General features: G+C 66.7%; 10 protein-coding genes. 6 read left to right on the top strand and 4 right to left on the bottom strand.

Annotated elements, in window-relative coordinates; translation table 11 throughout:
* Window positions 1-52 precede the first annotated feature (52 nt).
* Window positions 53-1,537 (top strand): carboxylesterase family protein, encoded by a 1,485-nt coding sequence (locus QMA07_RS13370; RefSeq protein WP_290162651.1) that lies wholly within the window; start codon window positions 53-55, stop codon window positions 1,535-1,537.
* Here the strand turns inward: QMA07_RS13370 and hemW are convergent.
* From hemW to lepA, 3 genes are all read right to left on the bottom strand, one after another.
* Window positions 1,482-2,699: a radical SAM family heme chaperone HemW gene (hemW, locus tag QMA07_RS13365; protein WP_290162649.1), complete on the bottom strand. Its 1,218-nt coding sequence runs from the start codon at window positions 2,697-2,699 to the stop codon at window positions 1,482-1,484. The two genes, QMA07_RS13370 and hemW, sit on opposite strands and share 56 nt — an antisense overlap.
* A gap of 16 nt (window positions 2,700-2,715) precedes the next feature.
* Complete coding sequence (locus tag QMA07_RS13360; RefSeq protein WP_290162648.1) at window positions 2,716-3,369, bottom strand: DUF1990 family protein; 654 nt, start codon at window positions 3,367-3,369, stop codon at window positions 2,716-2,718.
* A gap of 70 nt (window positions 3,370-3,439) precedes the next feature.
* Window positions 3,440-5,293 (bottom strand): translation elongation factor 4, encoded by a 1,854-nt coding sequence (gene lepA, locus QMA07_RS13355; RefSeq protein WP_290162647.1) that lies wholly within the window; start codon window positions 5,291-5,293, stop codon window positions 3,440-3,442.
* Window positions 5,294-5,533: 240 nt separating this feature from the next.
* On the opposite strand from lepA, the gene QMA07_RS13350 reads away from it, so the two are divergent.
* The 5 genes from QMA07_RS13350 to QMA07_RS13330 all read left to right on the top strand — a co-directional run bounded on the left by QMA07_RS13350 (window position 5,534) and on the right by QMA07_RS13330 (window position 12,043).
* The gene (locus QMA07_RS13350) at window positions 5,534-6,517 is read left to right on the top strand and encodes an ABC transporter permease (protein WP_290162645.1); all 984 of its coding nucleotides are present in this window, start codon (window positions 5,534-5,536) and stop codon (window positions 6,515-6,517) included.
* Window positions 6,517-7,434 carry an ABC transporter permease gene (locus tag QMA07_RS13345; RefSeq protein WP_290162644.1) on the top strand — a complete coding sequence of 306 codons (918 nt, stop codon included), beginning with the start codon at window positions 6,517-6,519 and terminating at the stop codon, window positions 7,432-7,434. Before QMA07_RS13350 ends, QMA07_RS13345 begins: the two co-directional genes overlap by 1 nt.
* Window positions 7,431-9,362 carry an ABC transporter ATP-binding protein gene (locus QMA07_RS13340; RefSeq protein WP_290162642.1) on the top strand — a complete coding sequence of 644 codons (1,932 nt, stop codon included), beginning with the start codon at window positions 7,431-7,433 and terminating at the stop codon, window positions 9,360-9,362. Before QMA07_RS13345 ends, QMA07_RS13340 begins: the two co-directional genes overlap by 4 nt.
* A gap of 117 nt (window positions 9,363-9,479) precedes the next feature.
* Window positions 9,480-11,192, top strand: a complete 1,713-nt coding sequence (locus tag QMA07_RS13335) for an ABC transporter family substrate-binding protein (protein WP_290162640.1) — start codon at window positions 9,480-9,482, stop codon at window positions 11,190-11,192.
* Between the two features lie 83 nt (window positions 11,193-11,275).
* Window positions 11,276-12,043, top strand: a complete 768-nt coding sequence (locus QMA07_RS13330; RefSeq protein WP_290162639.1) for an alpha/beta fold hydrolase — start codon at window positions 11,276-11,278, stop codon at window positions 12,041-12,043.
* Here the strand turns inward: QMA07_RS13330 and QMA07_RS13325 are convergent.
* Entirely contained in the window at window positions 11,994-13,196 is a 1,203-nt protein-coding gene (locus QMA07_RS13325) for an MFS transporter (protein WP_290162832.1), read from the bottom strand. The two genes, QMA07_RS13330 and QMA07_RS13325, sit on opposite strands and share 50 nt — an antisense overlap.
* Window positions 13,197-13,210 lie beyond the last annotated feature (14 nt).

The following is a 13,210-nucleotide window of genomic DNA, read 5'->3' as shown; positions in this document are numbered from 1 at the left end:
CCAATTCTACCCACCGACGCCGACCACGAGCTGATCGCCATACGATGAGCCCATGAGTGTCGCCCCACAGGTCACCGTGTCCACCGGAATCCTGCGCGGCGAGGTGGTCGACGGCGTCCGCCGCTTCCTCGGCATCCCGTACGCGGCAGCACCCTTCGGGCCGAACCGCTTCCGCGCTCCGCAGACCCCGCCGACGTGGGAGGGCGTCAGAGATGCCACGGCATTCGGCCCGACCGCACCCCAGCTTCCGTACCCCGGTGCGATCGGCGAGCTGTTGGGCTCTGTCGAGATCCCCGGCGAAGACATCCTGTCCGTCAACATCTGGGCCCCGCAGAGTGCCGACACCGCCCCGGTAGTCCTCTGGATCCATGGCGGCGCTCTCGAACGCGGCACCGCTGCGATCCCGCTCTACGATGGCGCCGGATTCGCACGCGCCGGCATCATCTTCGCCTCGATCAACTACCGCCTGGGCTCCGAAGGATTCTCGGTGCTCGCCGACGCTCCCAGGAACCTCGGACTGCAGGATGCCGCGGCGGGCCTCTCCTGGGTGCACAGCGAGATCGCCGCCTTCGGCGGAGACCCCCGGCAGATCACGATCATGGGCGAGTCCGCAGGCGGAGCGATCGTCGCGGGACTCGTCGCGAACGAGTCGTCTCGGGCGCACATCGCTCGGGCCATCATCGAGTCCGGGCCCCTCGACGCGCAGACGGCGAAGAAGGCCGGCCGCGTGACCGCCCAGCTCGCGAGGCGACTCGGGGTCGCAGCCGACCGAGCTGGTTTCGCCACGGTCTCCTCCGAGCGGCTGCTCGAGGCCCGGCGCGAGCAGGCCGCAGGGTCGTCTCCGCTCGGCGGAACCCCCGGGTTCCAGTTCGCGGTGGATGTCGGGTCTCTGCCCCGGTCACCGCACGAGGTCCTCGCAGGCGCCGATGTGCCGCTTCTGATCGGCAGCAACACCGACGAGTACCGGCTCTGGTTCCCGCCTGCTGCGCTCGCAGACATCACCAGGATGAAACTGCTGCTCGGACGACTCGCTCTGCGGATCCCGCGCCGAGCTGTCGCCGCCTATCGGTCGGCCTTCCCCGGCGCCGCCACGGGTGAGATCTTCGGCCAACTCGCGACAGACATCATGCTGCGAGGCCCACTGACCACGCTCGCCGAGGCGCGCACGGCGCCGACCTACGTCTACGAGTTCGCGTGGCGGAGTCCGGTTCGTGATCTGCGTGCGGCACACGCACTCGAGCTGGGCTTCGTCTTCGATCGTCTCGGCGACCCCGAGGCGCAGCGCCTCGCGGGTGCAGATGCACCGCAGCGACTCGCCGACGAGATGCACACCGCGTGGATCTCCTTCATCAAGACCGGCGACCCCGGGTGGCCGGCCTTCGGCACGAAGCGGAGCACGCGGGTGTTCGACGCGGAGAGCGCCACGGTGCCGCAGCGTCGTGCGGGCGCGCTCGACCTGCTTCCCTCGCGCTCGTCCCCGCTCAGTCGGTCAGTTCGCGCACCACGGCGTCGGCGAGCAGCCGACCGCGGAGAGTGAGCTGGACGCGTCCGCGCACGGCGGCGACGGCATCGACGAGTCCGTCCGCGATCAGGCCCGCGACCCTGGTGCGCTTGTCAGCCGGGAGGTCGGCGACGGCGATCCCCTCGCGGATCCGGCTCAGGAGCAGGATCCGCTCCAGCGTCGCAGATTCCTCATCTGGCCGCTCGGTGCCTGCCGCCGGAGACTCCGAGGCCGCGAGGCGCTGAGCGTAGGCCGCCGGATGCTTGACGTTCCACCAGCGCAGGCCGGCGACATGGCTGTGGGCGCCGGGTCCGAACCCCCACCAGTCGCTCCCCCGCCAGTACGCGAGGTTGTGTCGCGAGCGCTGCTCGACGCTGCGCGACCAGTTACTGATCTCGTACCATTCGAAGCCCGCCGCTGCGAGACGCGCATCGGCGAGCTCGTACATGTCGGCCTGCAGGTCGTCGTCCGGCATCGGCACCTCACCTCGGCGGATCTGCCGCGCGAGCTTCGTGCCGTCCTCGATGATCAACGCGTAGGCCGAGACGTGGTCCGACTCGAGTGCGAGCGCCGCATCGAGCGACGCCTCCCAGTCGGCCAGCGACTCCCCCGGCGCTCCGTAGATGAGGTCGACGCTGACCGCGAGACCCGCATCCTTGGCCGCTGCGACGGCGGTCGTCACGTTCTCCGGGCGATGGGTGCGATCGAGGGCCGCGAGAACGTGAGGAACGGCCGATTGCATGCCGATCGACAGCCGCGTGACTCCGGCATCGGCCAGGATCCGAGCGACCTCGGGCGTCACCGTATCGGGGTTGGCCTCCACAGTGACCTCGGCGCCGTCGACGAGCCCGAACGCGTCAGTCGCCGCGTCGAGCATCCGGGCGAGGTCGCCCGCCGGCAACAGTGTGGGCGTCCCTCCGCCGAAGAACACCGTGTCCATGGGTCGCAGCGCGCCCGCATCCGCGAGAACGCGCGTCGCAAGGTCGATCTCCGTGATCAGCGTCGAGGCGTAGTCCTCCTGCTTCGCGCCGCGGAGCTCTCCCGAGGTGTACGTGTTGAAGTCGCAGTAGCCGCAGCGCACCCGGCAGAACGGGACGTGCAGGTACACGGAGAAGGGCACCGTGGGGTCGATCGACAGGTCGGAGGGAAGACGGCCGTCGGCCGGTGCCGGGTCGCCGAGAGGAAGCGGACCGGCCATCAGAGAGGTGCGGCCATCAGACCGGAGTCGCGTAGAGCGGCGAGATCGCTCGTAGATAGCGCGCGAACAGCTCACGGCGGCGCCGCTTCACGAGAGGCGGGATGACACGGTAGAGCAGGGAGCTCGGCGCGTCGAACGCTCGCACGGAGAACCAGACCTCGTCGTTGTCCTCACGCCAGTCGATGTCGAAGGACTCCTCGCCCCGCACGACGGACCCGCCCACGGTGCCGAGCACGAAACCGATCCGGCGCTTCTCCTCGGTCACGGAGATCACTCGAAGCTCGGCATCCGCTCGCATGCCCGCGACCCGGCCGTGCAGGCGCAAGGTCATCCCCGGGCCCGCGAACGGAGTGCCCTCTGCGTCGAAACGCTGTTCGACGTCGTGCTTGCTCGGGGCGATCGGATTTCCCTCCGCGTCGAAGCTCACGCCCGCGTAGGCAGGGCCCGGAGCAGGACGCACGTCTTCGATGCTGAGCCCTGACGCGCGCTGCGCTGTCCAGGTGAGCAGTGCCTCTCCCGCGGACTGGAAGCGCTCGAGGCCGCTGCCGATCCGCCAGGAGTTCTCCGCCGGGATGCTGCGCTCCGGCGGGTACTGCATCAGATCGGGCGCGTGGGTTGCACCCACGGCCGCATAGTCAACCGTGTCGTCTCGGAAAGTCCCGCGCCGCATGAGTTCCAGCCTACTTCCCGTTCCCTGGACGATCACCCCCACGCGCCGAGCGTGCCCGGCTCGTGGGCCTCTACTTCTTGTCCTTGCCTTCGACGTCGCCGGAGAGCGCGGCGATGAACGCCTCCTGCGGGACCTCGACCCGACCGACCATCTTCATGCGCTTCTTGCCCTCCTTCTGCTTCTCGAGGAGCTTGCGCTTGCGGCTGATGTCTCCGCCGTAGCACTTGGCGAGCACGTCCTTGCGCAGCGCCCTGATCGTCTCGCGGGCGATGATCCTGGCACCGATGGCGGCCTGGATCGGCACCTCGAAGTTCTGGCGAGGGATCAGCTTGCGCAGTCGCTCCGTCATCAGCGTGCCGTAGGCGTAGGCCTTGTCGCGGTGCACGATCGAACTGAATGCGTCGACCTTGTCGCCCTGCAGGAGGATGTCGACCTTCACGAGGTCGGCCTCCTGCTGTCCGGCGGGTTCGTAGTCGAGCGAGGCATAGCCCTGGGTCTTGGACTTGAGCTGATCGAAGAAGTCGAAGACGATCTCACCGAGCGGCATCATGTAGCGGAGCTCGACGCGCTCCTCGGAGAAGTACTCCATGCCCAGCAGCGCGCCGCGACGCGACTGGCAGAGCTCCATCACGGTGCCGACGTAGTCCTTCGGCAGCAGGATGGCCGTCTTGACCATGGGCTCCGACACCGAGCCGATGCGCCCGTCGGGGTACTCGCTCGGATTCGTGACCGTCACGGTCTCGCCGGTGTCTGAGGTGAGCACTTTGTAGATCACGCTGGGTGCGGTCGTGATGAGGTCGAGACCGAACTCGCGCTCGAGGCGCTCGGTGATGATCTCGAGGTGCAGCAGACCGAGGAATCCGCAGCGGAACCCGAATCCGAGGGCGACCGAGGTCTCCGGCTCGTACTGGAGAGAGGCGTCGGAGAGCTTGAGCTTGTCGAGCGCCTCGCGAAGGTCGGCGTAGTCGCTGCCGTCGATCGGATAGATGCCCGAGAAGACCATGGGCTTCGGATCCGTGTACCCCGGAAGCGCCTGGGTCGAGGGCTTCCGTGCCGTCGTCACGGTGTCGCCGACCTTCGACAGGCGGACATCCTTCACGCCGGTGATGAGGTAGCCGACCTCGCCGACGCCGAGACCCTTGGTGGGCACCGGCTCCGGACTCGACACGCCGACCTCGAGCGCCTCATGGGTGGCGCCCGTGGACATCATCTGGATGCGCTCGCGGGGCGACAGGCTGCCGTCGATCATGCGGACGTAGGTGACGACACCGCGGTAGGCGTCGTAGACGGAGTCGAAGATCATGGCTCGCGCGGGCGCATCGGCGTCGCCGACCGGTGCCGGGATCTCCTTGACCAGGCGATCGAGCAGCTCCTCGACACCCACACCGGTCTTGCCGGAGACGCGCAGGACGTCTTCGGGCTTGCCGCCGATCAGGGATGCCAGTTCCTTGGCGTACTTCTCGGGGTCAGCGGCAGGAAGATCGATCTTGTTCAGCACCGGGATGATGTGCAGATCGTTCTCGAGCGCCAAGTAGAGGTTCGCGAGAGTCTGGGCCTCGATGCCCTGAGCAGCGTCGACGAGCAGGATGGCTCCTTCGCACGCGGCGAGAGAGCGCGACACCTCATACGTGAAGTCGACGTGACCCGGAGTGTCGATCATGTTGAGCGCGAAAGTCTCGCCCTCGATCTCCCACGGCATCCGCACGGCCTGGCTCTTGATCGTGATGCCGCGCTCGCGCTCGATGTCCATGCGGTCGAGGTACTGCGCGCGCATGTCTCGATCCGAGACCACGCCGGTGATCTGGAGCATGCGGTCGGCGAGGGTCGACTTGCCGTGGTCGATGTGCGCGATGATGCAGAAATTGCGGATCTGCGCCGAAGGCGTCGCGGCAGGCTGAAGCGGAGTGAGAGCGCGTGGTGACATGTCCTGACGATTCTACGGTGAGGCGTGACTAATGCTCACTTCGTCCGATCCGGTGATATTCTGCCGAGGTTGCCCGGGAGCCATCCGTGACACCGGATCCCGTGAGCGATAAGACTCCGTCACAGACCACGTGGAGGCGTCGTGTCGCGCAGATCGGCTGATGGTGATTGACTGTCTTCCCGGCTCAGCGTTGCGTCGGCGGATCCCGCGCGCGCCTGTAAAAGAGAAAGAATCATCACCTTGATCAAGTATCTGTTGCGCCGCCTGCTGGGTTGGGTGCTCATGATCGTCATCGCGACGAACATCACCTACTTCCTCGCGTGGCTGTACCTCGACCCGGAGAACAACTACGTCGGGCGGCGTCCTCCTCTCTCCGCCGATCAGATCGACAACCTGCTGGGTCCTCGAAACCTCAGCGAGTCGGTGCCTCTCATCGAGCGGTGGTGGACGTGGTTCTCGAACATCCTCTTCCACTGGAACTGGGGTCTCAGCCCCACAGGTGAGTCCGTCAACGAGCAGGTCGCCTACCGCGTCTGGATCAGCGCCGAGCTCGTGCTCGGTGCGACGATCATCACGACGATCCTCGGCATCGCCCTCGGCGTGTACACCGCCTCGAGGCAGTACAAGCTCGCCGACCGGATCGGTCAGGGCACCAGCATCATCACGATGAACATCCCGACCGTCGTCGCTGGTTTCGCTCTGGTGCTCCTGGCGATCAACTTCAACAACGCCGTCGGCACGACCGTCTTCTATGTGGTGGGCTCGTCCAGCCAGGGGGTGGAGGGATTCTTCCCCGTCCTCATAGATGTTCTCCAGCATCTGACGCTGCCCACGTTGGGCCTCGTGCTCACGGGGTATGCGAGCATCCACTTCCTGCAGCGTTCGCTGCTGCTCGACAACATCAAGGCCGACTACGTGCGCACCGCTCGGGCGAAGGGCCTGACCAAGCAGCAGGCGATCCGCAAGCACGCGCTGCGGACGTCGCTGATCCCGGTCACGACGCAGGTCGCGTTCACGATCCCGGCGGTCTTCACCGGCGCGGTGCTGACGGAGACGATCTTCAACTGGAACGGAATGGGTCGCTACTTCATCCAGACCCTCAACAACAACGACATCCACGGCGTGGTCGCGGTCGCCGCTTTCGGCGCCCTGATGACGGCGATCGGCGCGATCCTCGCCGACATCGCCGTGGTCGTCCTCGATCCGAGAGTGCGGGTGAGCTGATGGCTCTGGACAGCATCGGGGTCTCCCCCGAAATCGCAGACAAGCCGAAGAACCGCAAGCGGACCTCGATGCTGACGCTCTACACGCGTCGCTTCATGCGCAACCGTGGCGCGCTCATCGGTGTGGTGATCCTCGCCCTGCTGGTGGTGTTCGCGATCGTCGGTCCGCTGATGTCCCCCTATTCCCACACCGACCTCGACTTCCTCGCACTGCGCCAGGCCCCCTCGGCCGAGCACTGGTTCGGGACGAACGGATCGGGCAACGACAACTTCGCCCAGGTCGCCGTCGGCCTCCAGCGATCGATGATGATCGCCGCCCTGGTCGCGATCGGCACCACCGTCGTCTCGGCGCTCATCGGCGCCACCGCCGCCTATTTCGGCGGCCGCTACGAGCGGATCATGCTGGCGATCATCCACTTCATGATGGTGGTCCCCAACTTCCTGATCCTCGCGATGATCTCCAACGACGCGGGCGGAAACTGGCTCGTGATCTCGCTCGTGATGATCTTCGTCGTCGGCTGGTTCTTCCCGGCTCGCATCATCTGGACGCTCTCGCTCTCGATCCGCGAGCGCGAGTACGTGCACGCCGCACGCTACGCCGGCCTCTCCGGAATGCGGATCGTGATCCGCCACATGCTGCCGAACATCGGCTCGCTGCTGGTGATCAACTTCACGCTCGGCGTCGTCTCGGCCGTGCTCACCGAGACCGCTCTGTCGTTCCTCGGGTTCGGAGTGAAGCTGCCCGACGTCTCGCTCGGCGCGCTCATCGGCTACGGCTCGAGCACACTCGTGAGTGCCCCGTGGCTGTTCTACTTCCCCGCGGCGGCGCTGACGCTGCTCACCGTCTCGATGGCTCTCATCGCGGATGGTCTGCGCGACGCCCTCGATCCGACCTCGGCGGCTGGAGGTCGCGCATGAGTACTGTCCTTTCCGTCCGTGACCTCAAGGTCAGCTTCCCGTCCGAGGCTGGCCGCGTAGATGCCGTCCGTGGCGTCTCCTTCGATCTCGACGCGGGCAAGACGCTCGGCATCGTCGGCGAGTCCGGCTCGGGCAAGTCCGTCACCTCGCTCGCGATCATGGGCCTGCTCGACGACAACGCCAAGGTCACCGGCTCGATCGTCTACGACGGCCAGGAGCTGCTCGGCAAGACCGACAAGCAGCTCTCGGTCATCCGCGGCAACGGCATGGCCATGGTCTTCCAGGATCCGCTGACGTCGCTCACTCCCGTCTTCACGATCGGCGACCAGCTGATCGAGGCGCTCACGGTGCACCGTCGGCTGTCGAAGAAAGAGGCGTGGGACCGCTCGGTCGAGCTGTTGAAGCTCGTCGGGATCCCCGAGGCCGAGCGTCGGATGAAGGCGTTCCCGCACGAGTTCTCGGGTGGCATGCGTCAGCGCGTCGTGATCGCGATCGCCATGGCGAATGACCCGAAGCTGATCATCGCCGACGAGCCGACCACCGCGCTCGACGTCACCATCCAGGCGCAGATCCTCGAGCTCATGGAGAAGGCGCAGCAGGAGACCGGCGCCGCGATGATGATCATCACGCACGACATGGGCGTGGTCGCCAAGACCGCCGACGACGTGCTCGTGATGTACGCGGGCAAGCCGGTCGAGCATGCGCCGGTGCGCGAGCTGTTCTACCGCACCCGGATGCCGTACTCGATCGGCCTCCTCGGAGCGATCCCGCGAGTCGACAAGACCGAGAAGGTGCCGCTGATCCCGATCAAGGGCAACCCTCCTCTGTTGATCGACCTGCCGGATGCCTGCCCGTTCGCGGCGCGCTGCCCCATCGCGATCGACGCGTGCCGTGAGCGCGAGCCCGACCTGCTGCCGATCACCACGGACGGCCACACGGACCACTCTGTCGCCTGCATCCGCGCGAACGACATCGACGACGACGGGAAGATCGGCGGACTGCCGGTGTTCCCGGTCCCCGAGATCCCCGAGAGCACGCTCGCCAAGGTCCCCCGCCAGGATCGTCCGATCACACTGGAGGCGGTGAACCTCAACAAGATCTTCCCGCTGATGAAGGGAGCCTTCTTCAAGCGCAAGGTCGGCGAGGTGCACGCCGTCAAGGGCATCAGCTTCGACATCCGCCAGGGCGAGACCCTCGCGATCGTCGGCGAGTCCGGCAGCGGCAAGACCACGACGCTGCTGCAGATCATGGACCTGGTCGAGCAGGAGGACGGCGACATCAGGATCGGCGGCACGAGCGTCTCCGACATCAAGAACCGTGCGGAGGAGCGCAAGCTCCGTCGTGACCTTCAGATCGTGTTCCAGGATCCGATGGGGGCTCTCGACCCTCGCATGACGGTCTGGGACATCATCGCCGAGCCGATGTTCGCCATCGGGATGAGCAAGGACGATGTGTTCGACCGTGTCGAAGAGCTCATGGGGCTCGTCGGTCTCGATCCTGCGCACAGCGATCGCTTCCCCCAGGCCTTCTCCGGCGGTCAGCGTCAGCGCATCGGGATCGCCCGAGCACTGTCGACGAACCCCAAGATCGTCGTGCTCGATGAGCCCGTCTCGGCACTCGACGTCTCGATCCAGGCGGGCGTGATCAACCTGCTCGACGAGCTCAAGGCGAAGCTCGGCCTGTCGTACCTGTTCGTCGCGCACGACCTGGCGGTCGTGCGACACATCGCCGACCGGGTCGCCGTGATGTACAAGGGCTCGTTCGTCGAGCACGGTGACGTCGATCAGGTGTTCGACGATCCGCAGCATCCGTACACGAAGGCGCTGCTGTCGGCGATCCCGATTCCCGACCCCGACATCGAGCGCACCCGCGAGCGGATCATCCTCCCCGTCGAGGGCTTCGACGCCGAGGCGATCGTCGCCAGCTGACCCGTGCATCGATGTGCACAGTCCGGTAACGGTTCCGTGTCCCTGGGGTTTCGCCCGCCATATGCGGGGTTAGTCTGCCCCTATCCCAAGTAAGGCCGACAGGCACTAAGGAGTACCATGAAACGGCATCAGAAGCTGATGGGCATCGCTGCTCTCGGCGCCGCCTTCGCACTCGTCATGAGCGGGTGTGCACCGGCAGGCAACGGCGGCGGCACCAGCGGCGAAGGCGAAGCTCAGACGGTCGAAGGCGCGGACTACAACCCGCAGCCCCGCGAGAACCTCGCAGAGGGCGGCGAGCTCCGCATCCCCGTCTCGAACATCGCCGAGCAGCTCAACTACTTCCACAGCGACGGTGACGCACGCGTCACCCAGATCGCGACGTGGTTCCGCCCGCAGATCCTGCTGATGGATCCCGACGGCACCGTCAAGAAGAACGACGCCTACCTCGACGACTACTCGTTCGGTGTCGAAGACGGCAAGACCGTCCTGCACTTCAAGGTCAACGAGAAGGCCGTCTGGAACGACGGAACCCCGATCGACGTCTCCGCATTCAAGGCCACCTGGGAAGCGAACAACGGCGAGAACGAGGAGTACCAGCCCAACGCCACCGACGGCTGGAAGGAGATCGAGTCCGTCGAGGCCGGCGAGAACGACCGCGACGTCGTCGTGACCTTCAAGGGCGAGTTCGCCTGGCCCGAGATGGTCTACTCGCAGCTGCTGCACCCGGCGGTCAACACGCCTGAGCTCTTCAACACCGCGTTCCTCGGCGACTGGCACCCGGAGTGGGCTGCTGGTCCCTACACGGTCGAGGACTACGACAAGACCGGCGGCGTCGTCACGCTCGTCCCGAACGAGAAGTGGTGGGGCAACGCTCCGCTGCTCGACAAGGTCTCGTTCATCCAGATGGAGCCGACCGCGGCGGTCAACGCACTGCGCAACGGCGAGGTCGACATGGCCGAGACCGGCAGCGCCGAGCTGCTCGCACAGGTCGAGGGCCTCGAGGGCGTCGAGACCTACAAGGGTCAGGCCACCGCGAACGCCATCTTCACGCTGAACTCGACCAACCCCGTGCTGGCCGACCTCGAGGTCCGCAAGGCCGTGTTCGAGGCCATCAGCATCGAGCAGGTCAAGGACATCGTCTTCAACGGTCTGAACTACACCGAGGAGCCTGCCGGCTCGCTCACGCTGTTCTCGTTCCAGCCGAACTACGTCAACGCGCTGGAAGAGGCCGGCCGCAAGGACGGCGACGCCGAGGGTGCCAACAAGCTCCTCGACGAGGCCGGCTGGGTCGCCGGTGCCGACGGCATCCGCGAGAAGGACGGCCAGCGCCTGTCGCTCGTCTTCCCGGTCCACTCCGACACCGAGACCGCACGTGCTCGTTCGCTGGCAGTGCAGGCGCAGCTGAAGGAGGTCGGCGTCGAGGTGACGATCGACACCCGTCCGTCTGCGGACTTCGCCGAGGACTACACCACGCAGAACGGTGACATCTTCTTCCTCAACTTCACGTCGTCCGACCCGTTCGGTGCTGCCTGGTTCTGCCAGCTGTACTGCTCGGACAGCGGCCTGAACCTCTCGGGCACCGGCACCGAGGAGATCGACAAGATGATCCACGAGGAGCTCGAGACGATCTCCGACCCGGTCGAGCAGACCAAGAAGGCCATGGAGATGGAGTCCGAGATCTTCGCGAAGACCTGGGGCATCATCCCGGTCCTCAACGGCCCGGAGATCTGGACCGTCAAGGCGGGTCTCGCCAACCTCACGCCCGAGCCCTACGTGGGCCTCGACCTCTTCGGCATCACGCCGGTGGAGAACGTGGGATACGAGAAGTAATTCCCTCGGAGCCTGACTCGTCAGTGCTTCGCAGCGGGGTCGGTGGTTCATCCACCGGCCCCGCTTTTCTCTATGCTGAAGGCGTGAGCGTCCGGATCGTCTTCGTGCACGGCATCCGCACGTCCGCGACGATGTGGCGTTCGCAGCTGGAGTTCCTCGACGAACAGGGAGTGGCTGCGGTCGCTGTCGACCTCCCCGGTCACGGCACGCGCATGAACGAGGACTTCACCCTGCACGAGGCGCTCCACACGATCGACGTCGCCGTGCGCGATGCCGCCACGCGAGGGCCCGTGCTGCTCGTCGGTCACTCGATGGGCGGCCTGCTCTCGCTCGCCTATGTCGGCGGCGCCGAGGCACCGAAGATCGCCGGGCTGGTCGCTGCGTCGTGCACCTCGCTCCCCCGCGGCGCAGGGCTCGCGGCGTATCGCGCGATCGCCCGGGCGGTCGACCGACTGCCCGACCGCGGGATGTGGATCACCAAGCGCATCCTCGAGGCGACCATCCCCGAGGAGACGCGCTCCGACTTCGCAGCCGGAGGGTACGCCCTCGACACCCAGGACACCGCGCTCCGGGACCTCGCGACTCTCGACCTCGCCACGGCCGTGGCTCGCATCCGCGTGCCGCTGTGGTTCGTGAACGGGCAATGGGATCAGCTGCGGGTCAACGAAGCCCTCTTCCGCAGGCTCGCGCCGCACGCCGAGCTGATGGTCGTGCCTCGCACCACCCATCTCGTCACCGCGATGCGCCCGCAGATCTTCAACGCCGTCCTCCGTCTGGCCGTCGCGACCATCGAGTCCGGCGCTACGGCTGAGGCAGCGGATTCCTCGCGGGCTGCCTCGCGAGAGAAGTGAGCCCACCGCCGACGAGCGACAGCACGGCAGCTGCGATGAACACGAGCCAGAACCCGCCGACCAGGGCCACGAGCCCCGCGCCCAGCACAGGGCCGATGAGCTGACCGAGCGCGGCGGTGACGTAGACGATCCCGAGATCACGGGCATGATCCTTCTCATCGGGCAGCAGATCCGCGGCGAAGGCGAGTCCGACGGTGGAGAACGCGCCATAGCCGAGCCCCATGAGAGCCGCCGCGACCAACGTCGCCTCGAACGTCGGGACGACGGCGATCACGACACCGGAGGACGCCTGCACGAACGTGGCCAGGACCGTGAGCGTGCGTCTGTTGCCGGTGCGGTCGGACAGCACGCCCGTGAACACCGACGCGAGCACCACGAAGAGCGTGTAGACCACGATCAGGAGCAGCAGGTTGTCCTGCGCCACCGTCGTCTCCTGGTGGAGCCCGTGCAGCAGGAAGAAGAGGAACAGCGCGGTGCCCAGCGCGTTGCCGATGTTGGTCACGAGTCGGCCCGACAGCATCCAGGCGAAGTCCCGGTCGCGCAGCGATGCCAGCAGGCGACGATCGCTTCTGCCTGGTGCGGAGACGACGGATGCAGGCGGATCGGGAAGGAGCAGTGCCGCGGCGATCCCCACGACGGCGATCACAGCGGCGAGCAGGAGGTAACCGTCGCGGATCCCGAGCCCGAGGAGCACAACGAGACCGACGCCCAGAACGATCCCCACGGCCTGACTCGATCCGACGGCGGCGGCTGCCGCGCCCCGCTGCGTCGTCGGGAGCTGATCGGCGATCAGTGCGGTGAAGGCCGCAGAAGACACCGAGACGCCGATCGACACGCCGACCCACGCAGTCCCGACAGCCCAGGGGCCCTCGCTGAAGCCGGTGACGACCAGGAACACCGCGGTGACCAGCACGCCGCCGATCGCCCACGGGCGCCGGCGCCGACGCCCGAGACGTGCACGGTCTGACAGGGCGCCGGCCACGGGTCCTGCGACGATGCCGGCGAGGCCGCCGATGCCGAGAACGAGACCCGAGGAGATGACGCCGCTGATCCAGTCGTCCTCCGCGGTGTCGAGCTGGAGCGGCAGCAGGAGCTGCACGGGCGTGAGCTGTACCGTCCAGACAGCGAGCCAGGCGAGGGTGAACACCGTCATCCATCGTGGCCCGA

The organism is Microbacterium sp. APC 3901 (assembly GCF_030407765.1).
Classification (GTDB): Bacteria; Actinomycetota; Actinomycetes; order Actinomycetales; family Microbacteriaceae; genus Microbacterium.
Note: the sequence above shows the minus strand (reverse complement) of the source record. Positions and strands in the feature narration are given on the sequence as shown.

Excerpts from the sequence above, each read along its gene's own strand:
- QMA07_RS13370 (WP_290162651.1), top strand. The coding sequence starts at position 53 with ATGAGTGTCGCCCCACAGGTCACCGTGTCCACCGGAATCCTGCGCGGC.
- hemW (WP_290162649.1), bottom strand. The coding sequence starts at position 2,699 with ATGGCCGGTCCGCTTCCTCTCGGCGACCCGGCACCGGCCGACGGCCGT.
- QMA07_RS13360 (WP_290162648.1), bottom strand. The coding sequence starts at position 3,369 with ATGCGGCGCGGGACTTTCCGAGACGACACGGTTGACTATGCGGCCGTG.
- lepA (WP_290162647.1), bottom strand. The coding sequence starts at position 5,293 with ATGTCACCACGCGCTCTCACTCCGCTTCAGCCTGCCGCGACGCCTTCG.
- QMA07_RS13345 (WP_290162644.1), top strand. The coding sequence starts at position 6,517 with ATGGCTCTGGACAGCATCGGGGTCTCCCCCGAAATCGCAGACAAGCCG.
- QMA07_RS13340 (WP_290162642.1), top strand. The coding sequence starts at position 7,431 with ATGAGTACTGTCCTTTCCGTCCGTGACCTCAAGGTCAGCTTCCCGTCC.
- QMA07_RS13335 (WP_290162640.1), top strand. The coding sequence starts at position 9,480 with ATGAAACGGCATCAGAAGCTGATGGGCATCGCTGCTCTCGGCGCCGCC.
- QMA07_RS13325 (WP_290162832.1), bottom strand. The coding sequence starts at position 13,196 with ATGACGGTGTTCACCCTCGCCTGGCTCGCTGTCTGGACGGTACAGCTC.